22 protein-coding genes, 4 tRNA genes and 1 pseudogene are annotated in these 22495 nt (G+C 59.2%); 12 read left to right on the top strand and 15 right to left on the bottom strand.

What is annotated here, in order from left to right; translation table 11 throughout:
- Nucleotides 1-153: 153 nt before the first annotated feature.
- Entirely contained in the window at nucleotides 154-510 is a 357-nt protein-coding gene (locus KW849_RS27475; RefSeq protein ID WP_108216457.1) for a BON domain-containing protein, read from the bottom strand.
- Nucleotides 511-810: 300 nt separating this feature from the next.
- Nucleotides 811-1233, bottom strand: a complete 423-nt coding sequence (locus KW849_RS27470; RefSeq protein WP_218432547.1) for a pilin — start codon at nucleotides 1231-1233, stop codon at nucleotides 811-813.
- Between the two features lie 227 nt (nucleotides 1234-1460).
- On the opposite strand from KW849_RS27470, the gene KW849_RS27465 reads away from it, so the two are divergent.
- The 4 genes from KW849_RS27465 to yacG are packed head-to-tail and all read left to right on the top strand — an operon-like array spanning nucleotide 1461 to nucleotide 4369.
- Nucleotides 1461-2678, top strand: a complete 1218-nt coding sequence (locus tag KW849_RS27465; protein ID WP_218432545.1) for a type II secretion system F family protein — start codon at nucleotides 1461-1463, stop codon at nucleotides 2676-2678.
- Between the two features lies 1 nt (nucleotide 2679).
- Nucleotides 2680-3552 carry an A24 family peptidase gene (locus tag KW849_RS27460; protein WP_108216454.1) on the top strand — a complete coding sequence of 291 codons (873 nt, stop codon included), beginning with the start codon at nucleotides 2680-2682 and terminating at the stop codon, nucleotides 3550-3552.
- Nucleotides 3549-4172 carry a dephospho-CoA kinase gene (coaE, locus tag KW849_RS27455; protein WP_218432543.1) on the top strand — a complete coding sequence of 208 codons (624 nt, stop codon included), beginning with the start codon at nucleotides 3549-3551 and terminating at the stop codon, nucleotides 4170-4172. Before KW849_RS27460 ends, coaE begins: the two co-directional genes overlap by 4 nt.
- Complete coding sequence (gene yacG / locus KW849_RS27450) at nucleotides 4169-4369, top strand: DNA gyrase inhibitor YacG (RefSeq protein ID WP_218432541.1); 201 nt, start codon at nucleotides 4169-4171, stop codon at nucleotides 4367-4369. Before coaE ends, yacG begins: the two co-directional genes overlap by 4 nt.
- A gap of 34 nt (nucleotides 4370-4403) precedes the next feature.
- On the opposite strand, the gene KW849_RS27445 is transcribed toward yacG, so the two are convergent.
- Together KW849_RS27445 and KW849_RS27440 are read right to left on the bottom strand one after the other, a co-directional pair.
- On the bottom strand, nucleotides 4404-5093 hold the full coding sequence (locus KW849_RS27445) for an energy-coupling factor ABC transporter permease (RefSeq protein ID WP_218432582.1): 690 nt from the start codon (nucleotides 5091-5093) through the stop codon (nucleotides 4404-4406).
- Between the two features lie 71 nt (nucleotides 5094-5164).
- Nucleotides 5165-6097 (bottom strand): LysR family transcriptional regulator, encoded by a 933-nt coding sequence (locus KW849_RS27440; protein ID WP_218432539.1) that lies wholly within the window; start codon nucleotides 6095-6097, stop codon nucleotides 5165-5167.
- Between the two features lie 121 nt (nucleotides 6098-6218).
- Here KW849_RS27440 and KW849_RS27435 point away from each other — a divergent pair, with 121 nt between their 5' ends.
- Nucleotides 6219-6461 carry a DUF2790 domain-containing protein gene (locus KW849_RS27435; RefSeq protein WP_218432537.1) on the top strand — a complete coding sequence of 81 codons (243 nt, stop codon included), beginning with the start codon at nucleotides 6219-6221 and terminating at the stop codon, nucleotides 6459-6461.
- A gap of 8 nt (nucleotides 6462-6469) precedes the next feature.
- On the opposite strand, the gene KW849_RS27430 is transcribed toward KW849_RS27435, so the two are convergent.
- From KW849_RS27430 to KW849_RS27420, 3 genes are read right to left on the bottom strand one after another with little or no spacing between them, the layout of a single operon-like run.
- On the bottom strand, nucleotides 6470-7738 hold the full coding sequence (locus KW849_RS27430; protein WP_218432536.1) for an OprD family porin: 1269 nt from the start codon (nucleotides 7736-7738) through the stop codon (nucleotides 6470-6472).
- Nucleotides 7739-7754: 16 nt separating this feature from the next.
- Entirely contained in the window at nucleotides 7755-8975 is a 1221-nt protein-coding gene (locus KW849_RS27425; RefSeq protein ID WP_218432535.1) for a benzoate/H(+) symporter BenE family transporter, read from the bottom strand.
- A gap of 3 nt (nucleotides 8976-8978) precedes the next feature.
- Nucleotides 8979-10322, bottom strand: a complete 1344-nt coding sequence (locus tag KW849_RS27420) for an aromatic acid/H+ symport family MFS transporter (protein WP_218432534.1) — start codon at nucleotides 10320-10322, stop codon at nucleotides 8979-8981.
- A 220-nt stretch (nucleotides 10323-10542) separates the two neighbouring features.
- Between KW849_RS27420 and KW849_RS27415 the strand changes: the two genes are divergently transcribed.
- The 3 genes from KW849_RS27415 (at nucleotide 10543) to KW849_RS27405 (ending at nucleotide 12806) form a co-directional block, all read left to right on the top strand.
- Nucleotides 10543-11169 (top strand): DUF1780 domain-containing protein, encoded by a 627-nt coding sequence (locus tag KW849_RS27415; protein WP_007970534.1) that lies wholly within the window; start codon nucleotides 10543-10545, stop codon nucleotides 11167-11169.
- A 104-nt stretch (nucleotides 11170-11273) separates the two neighbouring features.
- Nucleotides 11274-11447, top strand: a complete 174-nt coding sequence (locus KW849_RS27410) for a DUF3094 domain-containing protein (RefSeq protein WP_007970531.1) — start codon at nucleotides 11274-11276, stop codon at nucleotides 11445-11447.
- A 60-nt stretch (nucleotides 11448-11507) separates the two neighbouring features.
- Complete coding sequence (locus tag KW849_RS27405) at nucleotides 11508-12806, top strand: NAD(P)/FAD-dependent oxidoreductase (RefSeq protein WP_218432528.1); 1299 nt, start codon at nucleotides 11508-11510, stop codon at nucleotides 12804-12806.
- 186 nt (nucleotides 12807-12992) lie between these two features.
- Here the strand turns inward: KW849_RS27405 and KW849_RS27400 are convergent.
- The 7 genes from KW849_RS27400 to rluD form a co-directional block, all read right to left on the bottom strand.
- Nucleotides 12993-13069, bottom strand: a tRNA-Pro gene (locus KW849_RS27400).
- Between the two features lie 95 nt (nucleotides 13070-13164).
- Nucleotides 13165-13240, bottom strand: a tRNA-Lys gene (locus KW849_RS27395).
- Between the two features lie 5 nt (nucleotides 13241-13245).
- Nucleotides 13246-13322, bottom strand: a tRNA-Pro gene (locus tag KW849_RS27390).
- Between the two features lie 9 nt (nucleotides 13323-13331).
- Nucleotides 13332-13407 (bottom strand) — tRNA-Asn (locus KW849_RS27385).
- Between the two features lie 300 nt (nucleotides 13408-13707).
- Entirely contained in the window at nucleotides 13708-16272 is a 2565-nt protein-coding gene (clpB, locus tag KW849_RS27380; protein ID WP_218432526.1) for an ATP-dependent chaperone ClpB, read from the bottom strand.
- Nucleotides 16273-16401: 129 nt separating this feature from the next.
- Nucleotides 16402-17127 (bottom strand): peptidoglycan editing factor PgeF, encoded by a 726-nt coding sequence (pgeF, locus tag KW849_RS27375; protein ID WP_218432524.1) that lies wholly within the window; start codon nucleotides 17125-17127, stop codon nucleotides 16402-16404.
- Complete coding sequence (gene rluD, locus KW849_RS27370; protein ID WP_108216443.1) at nucleotides 17124-18086, bottom strand: 23S rRNA pseudouridine(1911/1915/1917) synthase RluD; 963 nt, start codon at nucleotides 18084-18086, stop codon at nucleotides 17124-17126. The genes pgeF and rluD overlap by 4 nt, the downstream gene beginning before the upstream one ends.
- Before the next feature lie 151 nt (nucleotides 18087-18237).
- On the opposite strand from rluD, the gene KW849_RS27365 reads away from it, so the two are divergent.
- The 4 genes and pseudogenes from KW849_RS27365 (at nucleotide 18238) to KW849_RS27355 (ending at nucleotide 21304) form a co-directional block, all read left to right on the top strand.
- Nucleotides 18238-19260, top strand: a complete 1023-nt coding sequence (locus tag KW849_RS27365) for an outer membrane protein assembly factor BamD (RefSeq protein ID WP_218432523.1) — start codon at nucleotides 18238-18240, stop codon at nucleotides 19258-19260.
- Nucleotides 19261-19387: 127 nt separating this feature from the next.
- Nucleotides 19388-19621, top strand: coding sequence for a PP0621 family protein (locus KW849_RS27360; RefSeq protein WP_218432519.1), 234 nt, complete (start codon nucleotides 19388-19390; stop codon nucleotides 19619-19621).
- 70 nt (nucleotides 19622-19691) lie between these two features.
- A pseudogene (locus tag KW849_RS31550) lies at nucleotides 19692-19970 on the top strand (hypothetical protein); the annotation flags it as partial.
- Entirely contained in the window at nucleotides 19967-21304 is a 1338-nt protein-coding gene (locus KW849_RS27355; protein ID WP_218432517.1) for a sigma-54 dependent transcriptional regulator, read from the top strand. The pseudogene KW849_RS31550 and the gene KW849_RS27355, both read left to right, overlap by 4 nt.
- A gap of 81 nt (nucleotides 21305-21385) precedes the next feature.
- Here the strand turns inward: KW849_RS27355 and thiO are convergent, their stop codons facing one another.
- Nucleotides 21386-22486, bottom strand: a complete 1101-nt coding sequence (gene thiO, locus KW849_RS27350; protein ID WP_218432516.1) for a glycine oxidase ThiO — start codon at nucleotides 22484-22486, stop codon at nucleotides 21386-21388.
- Between the last annotated feature and the right edge of the window lie 9 nt (nucleotides 22487-22495).

Raw genomic sequence — 22495 nt, 5'->3', positions numbered from 1 at the left:
CAGCGCTACACATAGAACAGGCCCCGGCAAAAATGCGCGGGGCCCGTGACGGCCACATCCTTATGGCCCTTCGCATGAACACTCAGGTTGCAACAGACGTAAGACTCGGCCCGTCTGTCGCGCCTTCTCCCGGTCAAGACGAGAAGCCTTGCCTTACTCGGCTTTCAAACCGTCAGCGGAAACCGCCTTGACGCCTTTGATTTTCTTGGTGATGGCCACTGCCATTTCTTTTTGCGAATCGGTCACGGCGGTGGTCGACGACAGCGATACCACGCCTTCGTTGGTTTCAACCTTGATATCGCTACCTGGAATGCCTTTTTCGGTCATCAGGTCGGCTTTGACTTTGGTGGTGATCCAGGTATCGGAAGTAGCTTCTTTCGCTTTGGCCATTTCACCGGCAGCCAGCACCATTGGCGACTGGGTTGCCTGGGTGGTTTGAGCAAACGCGACGTTGGCCATGGTCAGGGTCAGCGCGGTAGCAGCAGCGGCAGTGATAGCGAACTTCTTCATACGAGTAACTCCTGTTTTTCGGAAAAGTCTGCCGGGTGCCATGTCGGCAGGGTTACCTGAAATATTGCGAACGCTATGCCAACTTTAAAACAGATAGAAAAACCTTATAAATCAACAAATTATAAAATCAGCCAATTTTCGGAATCATGCAAAATGCACGAGACGCAGAAACGCTGCATGCAAGTTGCGGGTTTCTGGAAAGTTCCTAAGATCCTGAATTTCCGAGTTTTCTCTGTAGCTTTTGACGACGGTTCGATAAACAGGAAAAACCCCGCGATGGCGGGGATCTGATTCAGCTATTCATGTCGCGGAACCGGAACACCCTTTGGGCAAGTAATCCGGGGAAACGCTGCTCTTACATGACCAGCCTTTGGTTTCGTCCCGTGTCAGGGTGACGGTTTTGCCCTGGACCACCCCCGGGGCATTGTGCAACGTACATACGATTGATCCCGCCCCCTCCGCAGTTGAAGCCGTCACAGACAGGGCGCAGTGGTTGGTCGATGTCGCGCCGGCGGGCGCCACGTTGGCAATTGTCGGGGTTTCCCCCTGGCTGATCACATCCTCGAACGGCACCTTCATTGCAGTCAGTTCGGCCAGCGCCGCCGTGACTTTGGCCCGAGCCTGGTATTTGGAATACATCGGCAGTCCCAGAGTTGCCAGGATCCCGATGATCGCCACCACGACGAGCAACTCGATCAGGGTAAAACCTTTTTGATTGTTCATGTACAGGCTCCATGCATGAGTCGAAAGCTCATGACCTGCCCCATGGCAGCACAGCCTGTGCCAAGGCCAAAAGCCCCTGTTGACAGGGGGCATGGTGACTGTAAAGCCCTGACCTATTACCAGGATCAGCACTATCTGACGTTTTTTGTCACCTTACCCTTGCGGGTTTGGCCCCGTCCCTTGACTAGGCTATAAGAGCAATTCAATCGGAATACCCAGGACTGAACATGGCGGTCAAGGCAGCGAAAATCAGCGTGTATGCATGGGAAGGCATCGACCGCAAAGGCACAAAAGTGACCGGCGAACTCAGCGCTCAAAACCCGGCGCTGATCAAGGCGAAACTGCGCAAACAAGGCATCAGTCCGGGCAAGGTTCGCAAAAAAAATCCGTCGGTTTTCGACATGGGCAAGCGCATAAAGGCCCATGACATTGCCCTGTTCACCCGGCAAATGGCGACGATGATGAAGGCCGGCGTGCCGTTGTTGCAGTCGTTCGACATCATCGGCGAAGGCTTCGACAATCCGGCCATGCGCAAGCTGGTGGACGAACTGAAACAGGAAGTTGCCGCAGGCAGCAGCTTCGCCGCCGCCCTGCGCAAGAAGCCCCGCTATTTCGATGAGCTGTATTGCAACCTGGTGGATGCCGGCGAGCAGGCCGGTGCCCTCGACACCCTTTTGGAGCGGGTCGCGACCTACAAGGAAAAAAGCGAGAGCCTCAAGGCCAGGATCAGGAAAGCCATGACCTACCCGCTGGTGGTGGTGTTCGTCGCGGCGATTGTCAGCGGGATTCTGCTGGTCAATGTCGTGCCGCAGTTCGAGTCGGTGTTCAAAGGCTTTGGCGCCGAACTGCCGGCCTTCACCGTGATGGTCATTGGCCTGTCGCAATTCATGCAAGCCTGGTGGTGGGTGGTCCTTGGCGCGCTGATCACCATGGCCTTCGGCGTGCGCCACGCCCTCAGGACATCCAAGGCATTGCGTGACCGGATGGACACCTGGCTGCTGAAACTGCCGCTGGTGGGCCCCCTGATGCACAAGTCCGCCGTGGCCCGGTTCGCCCGTACACTGTCGACCACGTTCGCTGCCGGCGTGCCGCTGGTGGAGGCCCTGGAATCAGTGGCCGGTGCGACCGGCAATATCGTGTTCAAGCGCGCGGTTTTGCGCATCCGTCAGGACATCTCGACCGGCATGCAATTGAATTTCGCCATGCGTACCTGCGGTGTTTTTCCGAACATGGCGATACAGATGACTGCCATCGGCGAAGAGTCAGGCACCCTGGACGCCATGCTCGACAAAGTCGCAGGGTTCTACGAAGACAACGTCGATAACATGGTCGATAACCTCACCAGCCTGATGGAGCCGTTCATCATGGTGGTGCTGGGTGTTATCGTCGGTGGACTGGTAGTTGCCATGTACCTGCCCATCTTCCAACTTGGCTCAGCGATCTGACATGCCCTTGAATGAAATTCTGATTCACTCTGCGCTGGCCTTTGTCCTTCTCGCAGGCATCACCGGCCTGCTGGTCGGCAGTTTCCTCAATGTCGTGATCTGGCGCCTGCCGAAAATGCTCGAACGCGACTGGCGTGAGCAGGCCCATGACATTCTCGGGCTGCCTGGCGAAACACCGCTGCCGACCTACAACCTGTTGCTGCCCCATTCCCAGTGCCCGCACTGCGGTCACCGAATCCGCGCCTGGGAAAACATCCCGCTGCTCAGTTATGTGTTTTTGCGCGGGCGCTGTTCAGCCTGTGCGGCGGCGATCAGCCCGCGCTATCCGTTGACCGAACTGGCCTGCGGGCTGTTATCGGCGTTTGTTGCCTGGCACTTCGGCTTCGGTTGGCCGGCCGGCCTGGTGCTGGTCCTGAGCTGGGGCTTGCTGGCGATGAGCCTGATCGACGCCGAACATCAGATATTGCCGGACGTACTGGTGCTGCCGTTGATGTGGCTGGGGTTGATCGTCAACAGTTTCGGCCTGTTCGTGTCGTTGCACGAGGCGCTTTGGGGCGCGATTGCCGGCTACGGCCTCCTGTGGTCGGTGTTCTGGCTGTTCAAGCTGATCACGGGCAAGGACGGCATGGGCTACGGAGATTTCAAGCTGCTGGCGATGCTGGGCGCCTGGGGTGGCTGGCAGATTCTGCCGCTGACCATCCTGCTGTCCTCGCTGGTGGGTGCCATTATCGGGCTGATGATGCTGCGCTTGCGCAATGCAAAAACCTCGACGCCAATCCCTTTCGGTCCCTATCTGGCCATTGCCGGCTGGATTGCGTTGCTCTGGGGTGGTCAAATAACCGACCTCTATTGGCAGTTTGTCGGTTTGAAATGAATAGCCCTGTGGAAAAACCCTGGATTCTCGGCCTGACCGGCGGCATCGGCAGCGGCAAAAGTGCGGCCGCCCAACACTTCATCGATCTGGGCGTGCATGTGGTAGACGCCGATCATGCCGCTCGCTGGGTAGTTGAACCTGGCCGCCCGGCACTGGCACAAATCGCCGAACACTTCGGTCCGGGCGTGTTACTGGCCGACGGGCAACTGGACCGCGCCGCGCTACGCAAATTGATCTTCGAAGTGCCTGAAGAACGCCGCTGGCTGGAAGCCCTCCTGCATCCGCTGATCGGCGAGGAGATCGCTCACCACCTGGCGCTGGCAAAATCGCCATATGCGATTCTGGTTTCGCCGCTGCTGATCGAGTCCGGGCAATACGCCATGACCCAACGGGTGCTGGTGATCGATGCCCCCGAACAATTGCAGATCGAACGCACCCTGCAACGTGACCAGACCAGCGAGCAGCAAGTCCAGGCGATTCTCAAGGCCCAGTCCAGCCGCCAGGATCGCGTGAGCCATGCAGACGACGTCGTGGTCAATGACCGCGACCTTGCCTGGCTGCACAGCGAGGTCGAACGCCTGCATCACTTTTATCTTTCTTTGCGTGGAGGCCAGTCATGAGCCAACCAACAACCGTCGAATGCCCAACCTGTGGCGCCCCCGTGGAATGGACCGCCGAGAGCAAATTCCGGCCATTCTGCTCCGACCGCTGCAAACTGATCGACCTGGGCGCCTGGGCGTCCGAAGAACACAAGATTCCAGTGCCTCCCGATGCCGAGGACGAGATGTTCAGCGGCGACTTCGACCCGCGTCATTGATTCCGACCGCGGCGATTTCAAGCTTTGATCCGGATCAAGGCTTGGGATCGTCGTCCTTCCAGGGGGCCGAGAGGTAGCGGGTGCGGTTGAATGTCTCCAGCCATTCCGGGCAGAACACCACCAGCGCACTGACGATCATGCCGTTGATAAATGCTTCGGGAAAGATGATCAGCCACAGGTAACCGACAAAATCCTCGAGCCAGTACGGCATCTCGAAACGCTCGTCGAACCACAGCAACCACAGCGCCAGCAGCAGACACAGCAACGCCGACAGCGCGGCGGCAAAGAATCCGGAAACGAAGATATACACGAAGGGATTTCGTGGCTGCGCACGCTCCACCAGAATGGCGCAGCACTCGGTGACCAGCACCGGCAGCGCAATCAACAGCGCGCCATTGACTCCGACCGCCGCCAGGTCCTGTCGACCGAGCAACACCAGCCCCGTTTGCGCCACCAGGCCGCCAACCAGCGCCAGCGGCCAGTCCAGCAGCAGGGTCACCGCCGTCATGCCGATAAAGTGATAAGACACGCCGGTATCGAAGTCGCGCCGCACCAGCCACAACAGAAACAGCGCAAACACCGTTCCAAACAGCAGATGCTGACGACGGCTGTCGGTGAACAGTTCAACCCACGGCGCACGACAGATCGCCCAGATCAACACCGGCACATAGATCAGCCAGCCGACCGCAAGGGTTTGCGATGACAGCAACTCTGCACCGATCATGGCTACGCGCGTCTCCCAGGCGAAGAACAACAGGCACTCAGTCTACACCGCCACTCGCATGCCCTTCGACTTCAAGCCCAATGCCGCGGATCGTTCATCACCGCGTCATGTTCGGCGAACAGCTTCGGTAGCTCGGACTTGAGAAAGTCCACCCAGGTGCGGACTTTGGCGTCGAGAAAGTGTCGCGAAGGATACAGCGCATACACATTGCGTTCGCGCAGGCGCCATGCCGGTAACACGCGCAGCAAAGTGCCGTCGCTCAAGGGCCGCGTCGCGGTGTAGAACGGCAGCAGGCTGATGCCCATGCCCGCCTCCGAAGCCTTGACCATCGACTCGGCAACATTGCACTGAAAGGTCTTGGCCAGACTGACGGCGTGCTCACCGTGCTCGTCCTGGAAAAGCCATTGATCACTGTACAACGGGTCGAGCATGCGCAGGCATCGATGATCGCTCAGCGCCAGCGGCTGCTGCGGCACGCCCCGGCGTTGCAAGTAAGCCGGGGAGGCACAGGGCACGCTGTAGATCTGCCCGATGGACTGCGCAACCATTTGCGAGTCGGCCAGTTCCGGAGCGATCGAAATCACCACATCGTGCCCTTCCTCCAGCGGATCGGGATTGCGCTGCGACAAGGTCAGCTCGAACACCACATCGGGATAAAGCTCGCTGTAGCGGGCGATCAACGGCGTAAGCAGCACACCCAGACCGTTCATGCTGTGCACCCGCAGGCGTCCGGCCGGATTGATATGAGCGCCACGGGCCTCGGCCGTCGCCTCATCCATGGCTTCGACGATTTGCCGGCTGCGCAGCAGGAAGCGCTCGCCGGCGTCGGTCAGGCTCAAGCGCCGCGTGGTGCGTTGCAATAGGCGCGCCTGTACATGCTCCTCCAGATCCGCCACCAATCGGGATACCTGTGCGGTCGACAGATCCAGCGCATCGGCAGCCCCGGTGAAACTGGCGCAGTCCACCACCCGGATGAACACGCGCAAGTTGTTAAGCACATCCATAAGCCCCCCTCGGGCGATGACTGTTACGTTTTATGTAAGGCTGCATCCGGCGTTCGCCCCTTTATCTGTCGGTGGCAAAGACTAAAATTCAGACATCGAAACCGACACGGAGCACGCCAACATGAAAACGTTGATCGGCCTGTTGCTGACCGTCATCGCCGCCTCGGCCATGGCCGCTGACAACGAGCCTCTCACTGTCCTGTACAACCCGGCGCAGCCACTGGACATCGCCAAGGTGGTTTCCGTGTCAGACACCGCGACCGCGTGCGGGGTTGTCCCGGCGACCATGGTGTATGTCGATCATCAGGGCCAGACCCGACGCGTCACCTACGAAGTCATCGGTGATTGCACCAGCAACCTGTGATCAGGTGCTCATAGCAGGGTCCACGTGTAGCTAAGGATCAGGCGGTTTTCATCGATATCACTGCGGTAGTTGGAACGCGCCATTGCATTGCGCACGCGGATACCCAGGCCTTTGAGACTGCCGCTTTGCAGCACATAGCCAATATCCAGATCGCGTTCGCGATCCTTGCCTTCAAAGCCCTTGCCGGTATCGACGTTATTGCCGGTGATGTAACGCACGGTGCTGGTCAGCCCCGGAACGCCGAGCGCCGCGAAGTCGTAGTCGTAGCGCGCCTGCCAGGAGCGCTCATCGGTGAAGGCGAACTCGTAGGTCGGCACTTCGTTGCCCAGTGGCGAAATATTGGCAAACACCCGCGGGAAGGCGCTGTCGCCGAATATGCCCTGATAGCCGACGTAAAACGTATGGCCGCCACGCTTGGCCGACAGCAATGAGAAGAACGCCTGGTTGTCGATGTTGCCCAACAGCTTTTTGCCATCCTCGCGGGAATCGAAGTAACCGAGATTGGCGCCGAGGATCCAGTCGCCCACCGGCTCGCTGTGCTTGAGGCCCAGGAAGCGCTGGTTATAAATGTCTTCCAGTTGCCCGTACCAGGCGCTGACCGAGCTGCGCTTGTCGTTGAAGACATAATCAGCGCCGGCAAAATTGAAACCGTCACTGCTGACCTGGCGCTGCGGCACATGACCGAGCATGGCTTGCATCTTTTCGTCGCCGGCCTCGTTGCGCAGGCTGGTCGAACTCAAGTGACCGCCCTGCAGGGTCAGGCCACTGATCTCGTTGGAGGTGATGCTTGCGCCCTGATAACTCGGCGGCAGCAGACGAATATCGCTGAACACCAGCACCGGCAAGTTGGGTTGCAACTCACCAACTTTCAGCTCGGTCTTTGAGTGACGCATCTTCAATGCGCCTTTCAGACGGCTGTAATCGTTCGCCGCGCGGCCATCGTCCTGCACCGGTAGCAAACCGGTATTGACCCGGTCCGGGGCGCTGTCGAGCTTGAGGCCGAGCAAGCCGATGACGTCCACCCCAAAACCGACGGCGCCCTGGGTGTATCCGGACTTCACGTTGAGGATGAAACCCTGGGCCCACTCTTCAGCCTTCGATTGCTGGTTGGCACCGACGATGTCGGAATAGTCGCGGCTAAAGTAGTAATTACGTGCTTGCAAGGTGGCGGTGGTGTCTTCGACAAAGCCGGTTTCAGCCGCCATCACACCCGTGGAAAAACTCGAGACGACAGCCATGGACAACACCGAACCGGTTGTTGGGAGATTCTGTTTCATCGTTTTTCTCTTATTGTTATTGATCGACAGGTTGAAATGCTTCAGCAGCAACGGATTCGCGGCGAGGAACGGGACGACGGGCGTTTAACAGCACATGGGTGACCATGCCGAATATCAGCCCCCAAAATGCGGCGGACAATCCAAACAACGACATGCCCGAAGCCGTGACCAGAAAGGTCACCAGCGCGGCTTCACGATCGCTCGGCATCGCCATCGCGCCCGTTAACGCGCCGGTAATGGCGGCGAACAAGGCCAGCCCGGCCAGTGCCGCGATCAACTCTTTGGGGAACGCGGAAAACAGCGAGACCAGCGTGGCGCCGAAGATCCCCAACAGCAGGTAACACAGGCCGCCGACGACCCCGGCCACGTAGCGTTTGCGAGGATCTTCGTGGGATTCGCGACCCGTGCAGATCGCCGCGGTGATCGCCGCCAGATTCAGTCCATGGCAACCAAACGGCGCCAGCAATGCCGTGCCCAGCGCGCTACTGGCGATAATCGGGCTAGCCGGCGTTGGGTATCCACTGGCGCGCAGCACCGTCATGCCGGGTACGAACTGACCGGTCAGCGCCACCATCACCAGCGGCAAGGCGATGTTCAGGATCGCGCCCAGGCTGAACTCGGGCGAGATCCACACCGGAGTGGCCAGGCCGATCACCACTGCTTCACGATGCAAATCACCGGTGAACGCGGCAATCGAACAGCCCACCAGCAGCACCATCATCACCGCATAACGCGGCATCACACGCTTGCAGATCAGGTAGCAGGCAAACATCGCCAGGACCAGCAACGGCTTGTGCTGCATCGACACGAACAATCCGGTGCCGAAACTGAACAGGATCCCCGCCAGCATCGCCGCCGCGATGGCGGCGGGCAGCTTGCTGATGATCCGGTCGAAAGCCCCCGAGATGCCAACCGCGAAAATGATCAGGCTGCTGACCAGATAAGCCCCCACCGCCTCTGCCATGGAGATGTCCGGCAACAGCGTCACCAGCAACGCCGAGCCCGGCGCCGACCAGGCGATGATCACCGGAACGCGGTAGCGCAGGCTCAAACCGATACCGAGCACGGCGCTGCCAATGGAGATCGCCCAGATCCAGGACGACAACACCTCTCGCGAAAGATGTGCCGCTTCTGCTGCCTGAAAGATGATCACCAATGGGCCGGCATAGGAAATCACCGTGGCGATGAATCCGGCCACGGCGGCTGACACCGAGAAGTCCTGGAAAAACGCTTTCATGATTCAGGCACCGGTCGCTGACAGCGCAGGGTTGACTGCAGAGACGCTACGCCGGTTGCTGATGGCGAACACAGTCATGGCGAGGGTCGCCACCGCACCGGGCAAGGCAAACGCCATGAAGTTCAGTTGCAGCGGCAGGCTGATCCCGAGCAAGGCGCCGCCCAGCAGAGGACCGACGATGGCCCCGTTGCGCCCAATGCCCGACGCCCAGCCCAGACCGGTTGAACGAATCGTCATGGAATAAAACTGCGCGGCGCAGGCGTACAAAAGAATCTGCGAGCCAATGGTGGTGGCACCCGCAATGGCGATCAGCAGGTACAACACCGGCATCGGGCTGTTAAAGCCCAACAGCGTGATCGACACCGCCGCCATGGCGAAAAACACCGCCAGCACTTTCGGCAGATTGAGTTTGTCGCCCAGCACCCCGCCACCGACCGCGCCGAAGATCGCCCCGAAGTTCAACACCAGCAGGAACGACAGGCTCGAACCCAGGCTGTAACCGGCGTTGGCCATCAGTTTCGGCAGCCAGGAACTCAACGCGTACACCATCAACAGGCAGCAGAAAAACGCCAGCCACAGCATCAGCGTGCGCAGCGCACGGCCTTCACGGAACAGCTGCAACACCGGAGTGCCCGTGCCTTTCACTTCGGCCATGTGCATTTGATCGGACGTTTGCGCGATGTAGGCCGGATCGATGCGCTGGAGAATATTGCGCGCCTCTTCATTGCGCCCCTGACGCAACATGAAGCCCACCGATTCGGGCAGGAAATACATGATCAGCGGCAACAACATCAACGGCAGGACCGCCACGTAAAACACCGACTGCCAGCCGAAACTCGGGATCAGCACAATGCCCAGTCCGGCGGACAGCATGCCGCCCACCGAGTAACCGCTGAACATGATCGCAACCAGCGTGCTGCGGATTTTTTTCGGCGCGTACTCGTTCATCAGTGCCACGACGTTAGGCATCACGCCACCTATGCCGAGCCCGGCAATGAAGCGACAGAGGCCAAACTCGGTGGAGTTTCGGGCGAAACCATTGAGCACGGTGAAGCCACTGAAGAGCATCACGCAGATCGTGATGGCTTTTTTGCGGCCGATCCTGTCCGACAGCGGTCCGAAGAACAGCGCGCCGAACATCATGCCGAACAGTGCATAGCTGCCCAGTGCACCGGCTTGCAGAGGACTGAGCCCCCACTCTTTCATCAGCATCGGCAAGACCACGCCGTAGATCACCAGATCGTAACCGTCGAAGATGATGATCAGGGCACACCAGAACAGCACCATCCAGTGAAAGCGGTTGAAACGAGCGTTGTCGATAACCTCATGTACGTCGATCTTGCGCATGGCATATATCTCTTGTTGTTGTTTTTTTAGAGCGTCGGTAACGCGGCTTACGTCCGTACAGCCGAGGGTAGAGGCGCCCGATACGTGGCAATAGCCAGTGCGCGCAGATCACTATCCGTTTTGTGCAGGCCCCTGGAACGGGCATGGGAACGGAAGGCTATGAGCCTCTGCGACAAAATTGTCTTCTTTGCGATCACATTTGAACGCTAAGCTTGGGCCTATGGATGACTCAGATTACTTACGCCTGCTGACCATCGCGGCCGAGCAAGCCAACGCGTTCCTGTCCAATGCCCGCAAATGGGAGCGTGAGCGTTGGGTGTGCCAGCGCCTGCTGCAAGGCTTGAACATTCCCTATCGCGCCGATGAGTTCGCCCCCGCCGGGGAGCCGCCGGATGTGTTGTTTCGCGATGCCAGTTTCGAGGTATTCTTCGTGCTCGACGAGGGCCGCCGCCTCAACGATGAATGGCGCGACGAACTGCAACGCCGGCGCAGCGCGTTTTCCCTGAGCCAACTGGTGCGCCGCGAGGCCAAGCCACGACGTATCCCTGCCAACGAGTTCTTGCTGCGATTGGCGCCGACTTTGCGCAAAAAAGCGCACAACTACAAAGAGCGCGGCATGGATCTGGGTGAGCTGGACATCATTGCCTTCGCCAGCCTCAAACGCGAAGTGCTGGACCTCAACAGCCATTTCCCGCCACCGACCGAATACCTGCGCCAGGGCTGGCGTTCGCTGTCGCTAGTCGGGCCGACCTTCGCCCGTGTGCTGTTCGCTCACCCGGATGCGCCGGATTTCCTGCGCAGCAACCTGGGGCGCAGCATTGTTTTTGATGTCGGGATCAGTCTGTGAGACTCGAGCCTTTCCCCGGTCAGCAGCTAAGCTTCGTTCACAGCTGAATAATTTCCCTGTAGCTTCCACACATTCAGCAACGTCTACCCCTGACGAGGCCCGATATGACCAGCCGCCTGAACCCCGACGACCAAAAGCATGTCGAAGAGTACCTGCAGTTGTCCCAGCACCAAGTCGAGCGCCGGCCTTTCCGGCCGTGGATGCTCCTTGTACTGGTATTGGCAGTGACCATTGGTCTGGGCCTGTTGAGCCGACTTATCAGTTACCTGACGCTATGAGCTGCCTTGCGCTCGCGTGGGTAACCGTACCGATTTCTTTTAGCCTTGCGAGTTATCCCCATGTCCCATCGTATTGTCATTGTCGGCGGCGGCGCCGGCGGTCTGGAGTTGGCTACCCGTCTGGGTAAGACTCTGGGCAAGCGCGGCACGGCCAGTGTGATGCTGGTCGACACGAACCTGACCCACATCTGGAAACCGTTGTTGCACGAAGTGGCGGCCGGCTCCCTGAACTCTTCCGAAGACGAACTCAACTATGTCGCCCAGGCCAAATGGAACCACTTCGAGTTCCAGCTGGGGCGCATGAGCGGGATCGATCGCGCGAAGAAGAAAATCCAGCTGGCCGCCACCTATGACGAAGCCGGCCTGGAACTGGTGCCGGCCCGCGAAGTGCCTTACGACTCGCTGGTGATCTCCGTCGGCAGTACCACCAACGATTTCGGCACCCAGGGCGCGGCGCAACACTGCCTGTTCCTCGACACTCGTAAACAGGCCGAGCGTTTCCACCAGCAACTGCTCAATCACTACCTGCGCGCCCATGCCGGGCAGACCGACAAAGTCGAGCAAATCAGCGTAGCGATCGTCGGCGCCGGTGCCACCGGGGTCGAGCTGGCCGCCGAACTGCACAACGCCGCCCATGAATTGGCGGCCTATGGCCTGGACCGGATCAAACCGGAAAACATGCACATCACCCTGATCGAAGCCGGACCACGAGTCCTGCCGGCGCTGCCAGAGCGGATTGGCGGACCTGTGCATAAAACCCTGGAGAAACTCGGGGTCAACGTCATGACCAATGCCGCTGTCAGCGAAGTGACGGCAGACGCCTTGATTACCGCCGACGGCAAAGTGATCAACGCTAGCCTGAAGGTCTGGGCTGCGGGGATTCGCGCACCGGGCTTCCTCAAGGACATCGATGGCCTGGAAACCAACCGCATCAATCAGCTGCACGTGCTGCCGACCCTGCAAACCACTCGCGACGAGAACATCTTCGCCTTCGGTGACTGCGCCGCCTGCCCGCAACCGGGTAGCGACCGCAATGTGCCGCCACGTGCCCAGGCCGCGCACCAACAGGCTTCGTTGCTGGCCAAATCGTTGAAACTGCGCATCGAAGGCAAGGCACTGCCGGAGTACAAGTACACCGACTACGGCTCGCTGATCTCGCTGTCGCGTTTTTCGGCTGTGGGTAACTTGATGGGCAATCTCACCGGCAGCGTGATGCTCGAAGGCTGGCTGGCGCGGATGTTCTATGTGTCGCTGTACCGCATGCACCAGATGGCGCTGTACGGGCCGTTCCGCACGGCGATGCTGATGCTGGGCAGCAAGATCGGCCGCGGTACCGAGCCACGCCTCAAGTTGCACTAACACCTGTAGGAGCGAGCTTGCTCGCGAAGAACCTGAGAGCGCCGCGTTAAACCAGAAACGCTGCGTTTTCGTTAACGATCTTCGCGAGCAATCGAGCGTCGACCGGCTGCTCCTACAATTGATCCGCGGCAAGCAATTAACAGGCAAAAAAAATCCCCGTATCTTTCGATACGAGGATTTTCAATATGGTCGGGGTAAGGGGATTCGAACTCCTGACATCCTGCTCCCAAAGCAGGCGCGCTACCGGACTGCGCTATACCCCGGTAAAAAAAAGGCACCTTTGAAAGGCGCCTTCCTCGATCAGCGCTTTTGGCCTCTGATCTTAAGATTCGATTCCAGCGCTAACTGGTTTCAAAAATGGTGGGTCGTGTGGGATTCGAACCTACGACCAATTGGTTAAAAGCCAACTGCTCTACCAACTGAGCTAACGACCCAAAAATGGTCGGGGTAAGGGGATTCGAACTCCTGACATCCTGCTCCCAAAGCAGGCGCGCTACCGGACTGCGCTATACCCCGGTTTGAAATTGGCTCCGTGACCAGGACTCGAACCTGGGACCCAATGATTAACAGTCATTTGCTCTACCGACTGAGCTATCACGGAACTACATATTTCAATTTACAACTTTGAAGCTTTACTGCGTTCTCTTCGACTCGTTCGCATCGCTGCGTTCGTGTGTCTGAGGCGCGCTATTCTACAATCTTCAGCACCTCTGTCAACCCCCTAAATTGCTTTCAAGTTAATGATTTGCAACTTATTTTGGATTCCTGCTTGGGGAGCGGAAACCCTGGTGGGTGACTGACTGCGGGGCGCACTTTACAAGCCTTTTCCTTTGAGTTCAACAGCCTAACGAAAAAAAGGCCTCGTTATGCGAGGCCTTTTCGATTTTGCCGCGGTTATGGATCAGACGAATACGATTTCGTCGTTCTCCACCACGCCGTGAGCGGTATCGCCCGGCATGAATCGACCGGACAGAATCAACTGCGCCAGCGGGTTCTCGATCCAGCGCTGGATAGCGCGTTTGAGCGGCCGTGCGCCATACACCGGGTCGTAACCGACCGCGATCAGCTTGTCCATGGCTTCAGGGCTGAGCTCAAGCTTCAGCTCGCGTTCGGTCAGGCGGCTGCGCAGACGACCCAACTGGATCTCGGTAATGCCGGCGATCTGATCCCGCGCCAATGGCTCGAAGATCACCACTTCATCGACCCGGTTGATGAACTCCGGCCGGAAGTGCCTGGAGATCGCATCCATCACCGCTGCACGCTGCGCCTCACGATCGCCGATCAGTTCCTGGATTTGCACCGATCCCAGGTTGGACGTCATGACAATCACGGTGTTCTTGAAATCCACCGTGCGGCCATGGCTGTCGGTCAGACGACCGTCTTCGAGCACTTGCAGCAAGATGTTGAACACATCCGGGTGCGCCTTCTCGACCTCGTCCAGCAGGATCACCGAATATGGCTTGCGACGCACGGCCTCGGTCAGGTAACCGCCCTCTTCGTAGCCCACATAGCCTGGTGGCGCACCGATCAAGCGAGCCACGGAATGTTTCTCCATGAACTCGGACATGTCGATCCGCACCATCGCCTCTTCGGTATCGAAGAGGAATTCAGCCAGCGCCTTGCACAGCTCGGTTTTACCGACACCGGTCGGGCCGAGGAACATGAAGGAGCCGCTTGGCCGGTTCGGGTCGGACAACCCGGCGCGGGAACGCCGCACCGCGTTGGAAACCGCCACAACCGCTTCGTCCTGGCCGATCACACGCTGGTGCAACAGGCTTTCCATCTTCATCAGTTTTTCGCGCTCGCCTTCGAGCATTTTCGACACCGGAATACCGGTCCATTTCGACACGACTTCGGCGATTTCTTCTTCAGTCACCTTGCTGCGCAGCAACTGGTTTTCGGGTTTGCCATGCTGGTCGACCATTTGCAGGCTGCGTTCCAGGTCCGGGATCACCCCGTACTGCAACTCCGCCATACGGTTCAGGTCGCCCTTGCGGCGAGCGGTTTCCAGTTCCTGACGGGACTGTTCGATCTTCTGCTGGATCTGCGCAGAACCCTGAACCTCGGCTTTTTCCGAGTTCCAGATTTCTTCAAGATCCGAGTACTCACGCTCAAGACGAGCGATTTCTTCCTGCAATTTTTCCAGACGCTTCTTCGCCGCGTCGTCGCTTTCTTTCTTCAGCGCCTGGGATTCCACCTTCAGCTGAATCAGGCGGCGCTCCAGACGGTCCAGCACTTCCGGCTTGGAGTCGATTTCCATGCGGATGCGGCTGGCGGCCTCGTCGATCAGGTCGATGGCCTTGTCCGGCAACTGCCGGTCAGTGATGTAGCGATGGCTGAGTTTGGCTGCGGCAATGATAGCGCCGTCGGTAATCGCCACCTTGTGGTGAACCTCATACCGCTCCTTGAGGCCACGCAGGATGGCGATGGTGTCTTCTTCGCTCGGCTCGTCCACCAGCACTTTCTGGAAACGTCGCTCGAGAGCGGCGTCCTTCTCTATGTATTGGCGGTACTCGTTGAGCGTGGTGGCGCCCACGCAATGCAGCTCACCACGGGCCAGGGCCGGCTTGAGCATGTTGCCCGCATCCATCGAGCCTTCGCCTTTACCGGCACCGACCATGGTGTGCAGTTCGTCGATGAACAGAATGATCTGCCCTTCCTGCTTCGACAACTCATTGAGCAACGCCTTGAGCCGTTCTTCAAACTCACCGCGATACTTGGCACCGGCAATCAGCGCCCCCATGTCCAGGGACAACAGACGCTTGCCCTTGAGGCCGTCCGGCACTTCACCATTGATGATGCGCTGGGCCAGGCCTTCGGCGATGGCGGTTTTACCCACGCCAGGCTCACCGATCAGCACCGGGTTGTTCTTGGTACGGCGTTGCAGCACCTGGATGGTCCGGCGAATTTCATCGTCACGGCCGATCACCGGATCGAGCTTGCCGTCTTCGGCGCGTTTGGTCAGGTCGACGGTGTATTTATCCAGGGCCTGGCGCGCCTCTTCGTGGTTCGGGTCGTTAACCGCCTCGCCACCGCGCAGGTTGTTGATTGCGTTCTCCAGGGCTTTCTTGCTCACGCCCTGACCGAGCAACAGTTTTCCGAGCTTGCTGCTCTCGTCCATGGCGGCGAGCAGCACCAGCTCGCTGGAGATGAACTGGTCGCCCTTCTGCTGGGCCAGACGGTCGGCCTGGTTGAGCAGGCGCGCCAGATCCTGCGACATGTTCACATCGCCGGTCGGGTTCTGGATTTTCGGTAGTTGGTCGAGCTCTTTGGTCAACTCTTTACGCAGGCTGTTGACGTCGAAGCCCACCTGCATCAGCAGAGGCTTGATCGAGCCGCCCTGCTGTTCGAGCAAGGCTTGCATCAAGTGCGCCGGTTCAATGGCCGGATGATCGTGGCCGACAGCCAGGGATTGGGCATCGGACAACGCTAACTGCAACTTGCTGGTTAAACGGTCTATACGCATGGGTCACCTTCCTTTTGAGCAGGCCGGACCTATAAACATCCTGAATGAAGAAACCTGCCAGATAGCACAATAGATGTGGTCGATTCTGGGAGTTTCAAGCTTCGTGACGTTGATGCAGGTCAGGCAAGTCTAGCGTTCGAGCCAGATCAAGGAAGCAAATCGACCGGTGCGAGGACTGCGCCGGTAGGAAAAGAAGCGCGGATCGGTCACGGTGCAGAAACCGCCACCATAAACAGCCGTTACACCACGAGCCGCCAGACGCAGGCGGGCCAGCATATAGATGTCGGCCATGAACTTGCCGGGGGTTTGGCTCGGTACAAAGGCCTCTGCCGCTTGCGACAACTGCTGAACGAAGGTTTCACGCACCTCCGGACCAACTTCAAAGGCTTGCGGACCGATGGCCGGGCCAAGCCAGACCAATACTTCGGCAGGCGGTACCGCCAGACTGTCGAGCGTGGCCTCCAGTACACCAGCCGCCAGCCCGCGCCAACCGGCATGGGCCGCTGCGACGCGGGTACCGGCACGGTCACAAAACAACGCTGGCAGGCAATCGGCCGTCATCGCCGCACAGGCGATACCGGGTGTCGACGTCCAACTGGCATCGGCGGTGACCACCCGGCCTGGATCGGCATGGGCCACGACAATGCCGTGGACCTGCTGCAGCCAGGCCGGTTGAATGGAGAAATGATCGGTAAGACGACGGCGATTCTCGGCAACAGCTTCAGGGCTGTCGTCGACGTGATCGCCGAGGTTGAGGCTGTCGAACGGCGCCACACTGACGCCGCCCGCACGGGTGGTCACACAGGCCTTGACCCTGGCCGGCGCGGGCCAGTCAGGAATCAGCCAGTCACTCATCCGACGAACGCCTCGCGGTCTTGCTTGAGCAGGGTCAGCAGCCAGACGAAATCTTCCGGCAATGGCGATTCCCAGCTCATGCGCTTACCAGTGGTCGGATGATCCAGTTCCAGGAAACGCGCATGCAGCGCCTGACGCGGGAAGTTTTTCAGGGATTCGACCATGGTTGGGTTCGCGGCCGGCGGAATACGGAAACGACCACCGTAGGCGGGATCTCCGACCAACGGGTAGTTGATGTGCGCCATGTGTACGCGAATCTGGTGCGTACGACCGGTTTCCAGCTTCACCCGCACGTGGGTGTGGGAGCGGAAACGCTCGAGCACGCGATAATGGCTGACGGCTTGCTTGCCACCTTCCATCACGGCCATGCGCTGGCGCTGCTGGCCGTGACGACCAATCGGCGCATTGATCTTGCCTCCGGCGGTCACCACACCGATCACGATGCACTCGTAGATCCGGCTGACGCTGCGGCTCTGCAACTGTGTCACCAACTGCGTCTGCGCTTGAATGGTCTTGGCCACCACCATCAGACCGGTGGTGTCCTTGTCCAGGCGATGCACGATACCGGCGCGGGGCACATTGATGATGTCCGGCACGTGGTGCAGCAAGGCGTTGAGCAGGGTGCCATCGGCATGACCGGCAGCCGGGTGCACCACCAGGCCCGCAGGCTTGTTGATCACCAGGATGTCGTCGTCTTCGTAGACGATGTCCAGGGCAATGTCTTGAGCGACCCATTCGCCCTGAGCTTCCTGCTCGGCAGTCAACTCAAGGATGGCGCCGCCATGGACGATGTCTCGCGGGCGGATAACCGCCCCATCCACAGTCAGGCGGCCGTCTTTGATCCAGGCGGAAAGGCGCGAGCGCGAGTGCTCAGCGAATAATTGTGCGGCGACTTGATCGAGGCGTTGGCCGCCCAATTCGGACGGCACCTCTGCGCGAAGTTCAATTTTATCGGACATGCTCAGACTAGGCGTCGGCACAGCCTTTGGTTTCGGCTGCGCGCTTGTGGTTAAATACGGCGTCTTTTGCCCCGAGGCTATTCAACGGGGCGTTCATCATAACAGGACGGCCACGCCCAAGACAGCGGCCGTCATAGGGACGCAAGCCGCCATGCAAGTGAAACACCTGCTGCTGATCGCCATCCTCGCATTGACCGCTGCTTGCTCATCGAAGGAAGTCGTAGACGAAAACCTCAGTGAAGTCGAGCTATACCAACAGGCTCAAAACGACCTGGACAACAGTAGCTACACCAGTGCCATCGCCAAGCTCAAGGCTCTGGAATCGCGTTATCCGTTCGGTCGCTATGCCGATCAGGCGCAACTCGAACTCATCTACGCCAACTACAAGAACACCGAGCCAGAAGCGGCCAAGTCCGCTGCGGAACGCTTCATTCGTCTGCACCCACAGCATCCGAACGTCGATTACGCCTACTACCTCAAGGGCCTGACTTCTTTCGACCAGGACGTCGGCCTGCTGGCGCGCTTCCTGCCGCTGGACATGACCAAGCGTGACCCGGGCGCCGCCCGCGACTCCTATAACGAATTCGCCCAGCTGACCAGCCGCTTCCCGAACAGCCGCTACGCACCAGACGCCAAGCAGCGCATGATTTATCTGCGCAACCTGCTGGCGGCCTACGAAATTCACGTGGCCGACTACTACCTGACCCGTCAGGCTTATGTCGCCGCCGCGAACCGCGGTCGTTACGTGGTGGAAAACTTCCAGGAAACCCCTTCGGTCGGCGACGGCCTGGCGGTGATGACCGAGGCCTACCAGCGCATGCACCTGGACGAACTGGCTGCCACCAGCCTGGAAGCCCTGAAGCTCAACTACCCGAACCACCCGACCCTGGTCGACGGTCAGTTCGTGCCGACCGTAGCCGAAGCCGACAACCGTTCGTGGCTGAGCAAGGCGACCCTGGGCCTGATCGAGTCGCGTCCGCCGCTGCCACCGGGTGAAACCCGCGCCAACCAGGACGTCCAGAGGCAATTCCAGGACGCCAAGGACGCAATCCCGGCCGAGCTCAAGCCTAAAGACGACAATGGCGAAGCGGTCGAAGAAGAAAATCACGAAGCGCAAGGCAACGACAACGACCGCTCGTGGTTCAGCCGCATGACTTTCGGCGTGTTCGACTGACACCTCGGGTTGTGCAAAAAAGGGAGACTTTTCGAGTCTCCCTTTTTTATTTCAGCGCTTTATTACACTGTGCGGCTGTCAGGTCCTTGGCTAAACTGCCGCTTCATCTATCAAAAAGCAGCACACCATGCTTCGTTTATTGTTCTGGATTGCCCTGATTGCCGCTGCAGTATGGTTCTGGCGCAAGCTCAAGGGGCAGGCATCCACCCCCAGGCCCCCTGCCGAACGGGAAGCGGCGCCCATGGTCCGTTGTGCCCATTGCGGCGTTCACCTGCCCCGTGACCGCGCGCTGAGCCACGACCAACAATGGTATTGCAGCCAGGCTCATCTCGAGCAAGACAAGGGTTCCAGAGGCCGCTGATACGCCACCCGAAATGACGGCCGATTGAGGACTATCGCACGCACTCAAGGAACTGAAAGGCGTCGATTGACGTCTGACGCAGATTATTCAAGATCACTCTCTGCGAATGAACCGGGTAATCGAAAACGTCCTCCACTTGTTGTGCCGCGAGCGAATGTCGCCGCTACGGCTCGACCTGAAATCACTGGAAATACTCGATAATGAAGCCCCAGCCCCCTATATCAAGGGCCTGGGGCTTTATCTGTCCGGCCAGCCGGACGAAAGCATTCTGTCCCGCCTAGACTTCGAGGCACGCCAGGAAAGTGGCTGCTTTTGCACTACCTTTGCTCACGGACGGAGCCCACGTTGAACACGAGACCACGACAAAAAGTCTTGATCGTCGATGACGAGCCGGACATTCGCGAACTCCTGGAAATCACCCTGGGAAGGATGAGACTGGAGACGTTCAACGCCCGCAACGTTGGCGAAGCGCAATCCCTGCTAAAACGCGAAACCTTCGATCTATGCCTGACCGACATGCAGTTGTCGGATGGTACTGGCCTGGAGCTGGTGCAGCACATCCAGCAACGCCACCCTCAGGTCCAGGTGGCGATGATCACCGCCTATGCCAGCCTCGAAACCGCGATCAATGTGCTCAAGGCCGGAGCATTCGACTTCCTGACCAAACCGGTGGACCTTACGCGCCTGCGTGAACTGGTCACCAGCGCCCTGCTGGTTCCTGCCCGCGGGGTCCGCATCGATCGTCGCTTGCTGGGTGACTCATTGCCCATGCGCAACCTGCGCAAACAGATCACCAGACTGGCCAGCAGCCATGCGACTGTATACATCAGCGGAGAATCCGGCAGCGGCAAGGAGTTGGTCGCGCACCTGATTCATGATCAAAGCCCCCGCACCAATCAGCCGTTCATTGCGATCAACTGCGCGGCGATTCCTTCGGAACTGTTGGAGAGTGAGTTTTTCGGCCATCGCAAAGGCAGTTTCAGCGGCGCCATCGAAGACAAACCCGGTCTGTTCCAGACAGCTCACGGCGGCACCCTGCTCCTCGACGAAGTGGCTGACCTGCCATTGGCCATGCAAGTCAAACTGCTGCGCGCGATTCAGGAGAAAGCCGTACGCAGTGTCGGCGGGCAGCAGGAAGTGGCGGTGGATGTGCGCATTCTCTGCGCCACACACAAGGACCTTGGCGTCGAAGTCGCCGCCGGGCGATTTCGCCATGATCTTTACTACCGCTTGAACGTGATCGAACTCCGGGTACCACCCTTGCGCGAGCGCCGCGATGACATCGAAATACTGGCCAGCCACATACTCAAGCGCCTGGCCGCCGATACCGGTCAACCTGCAGCGAGACTCCACCCCCAGGCCCTTGATGCGCTGAAAAGCTATCGCTTCCCAGGCAATGTGCGGGAACTGGAAAACATGCTCGAACGGGCACACACACTGTGTGAGAACAAACAGATCGAAGCCGGCGACCTGCGTCTGGCTGAAGGCAACTGTGGGGCTGAAGGCGGCGTGCCGGACCTGACCCGGATCGACAATCTGGAAACCTACCTGGAAAACGTCGAACGCCAACTGCTGCTCCAGGCCTTGGAGGAAACCCGCTGGAACCGCACGGCGGCGGCTCAGCGATTGAATCTGTCATTCAGGTCGATGCGCTACAGGCTCAAGAAGTTTGGACTGGATTGATGCTTTAAAAAGATCGCAGCCTGCGGCAGCTCCTACCTGGGAGCGTACATTCTGTAGGAGCTGCCACAGGCTGCGATCTTGTCAAAGTCTTCCGGCAGGCGCATAAGGCGCCGGATCGATAATCGGCGCCCGGCCCAGCATCACATCGGCAAACAACTGGCATGACGCTGGCGCCAACACCAGCCCGTTACGGTAATGCCCGCAGTTGAGCCAGAGCCCGTCAAACCCCGGTACCGGGCCGATATAAGGAATGCCCTCGGGTGACCCCGGACGCAATCCGGCCCAATGCCCCACTACTTCGGCCTCGGCCAGTGCCGGGATCAATTCCACCGCGGACGCCTTCAGGCTTTCCAGTGCCGACCCGGTCGGCGTCTTGTCAAAGCCCTCATGCTCCAGCGTACTGCCGATCAGAATGTGCCCGTCGCGCCGGGGAATCGCATAACGGCCCTTGGCCAGGACCATGCTCGGCAGGAAATCCGCCGCACACTTGTAGAGAATCATCTGCCCTTTCACCGGCTCGACCGGCAGCGTCAGATCCAGACGCTTGAGCAAATCACCACTCCAGGCCCCCGCCGTCAGGACGACTTGATCGCCCAGGACAGCACCTGTGGCGGTCTGCACGCCGACCACTTTATTGCCGTCACGAACAAACCCGCTGACTTCGCACTGCTCATGAATCGTCACGTTCGGCAGCGCCAGCAACGCGGCCTTGAGTGACTTCACCAATCGCGGATTGCGCACGTTGGCGACGTCGGCCATGTAGATCGCCCGGGAAAAACCGTTGCCCAGCACCGGCACGGCGTCGTGGGCTGCCGAAATATCCACCGCACTCAACGGACGATTTTCCCGGGCGGCCCATGCCAGCGCTTCAGCCTCGTCATCCAGATCCAGCCAGTACAGACCGGTGGTGTGCACTTCAGGATCAACGCCGGTGGCGGCAAACAAGCGCTCGCCCAGTTGTGGATAGAAGTCCTGGGACCAGTGAGCCAACGCGGTGACCGCCGGGCTGTAGCGCCACGGGTAAAGCGGCGAAACGATGCCACCACCCGCCCAGGACGATTCCTGGCCTACGTTCGAGCGATCCAGCAGCACAACGCTTTGCACTTCGGAGGCGAGATTGTAGGCCGTCAGCAAACCAATCACTCCACCGCCGACAATCACCACTTGCTGTTGCCTGGTCATGTTCTGATC

Origin of the sequence: Pseudomonas sp. PDM26 (assembly GCF_019219185.1) — a bacterium.
Lineage (GTDB): Bacteria > Pseudomonadota > Gammaproteobacteria > Pseudomonadales > Pseudomonadaceae > Aquipseudomonas.
The sequence above is the reverse complement of the archived record's forward strand: the minus strand, read 5'-3'. Positions and strand labels throughout refer to the sequence as shown.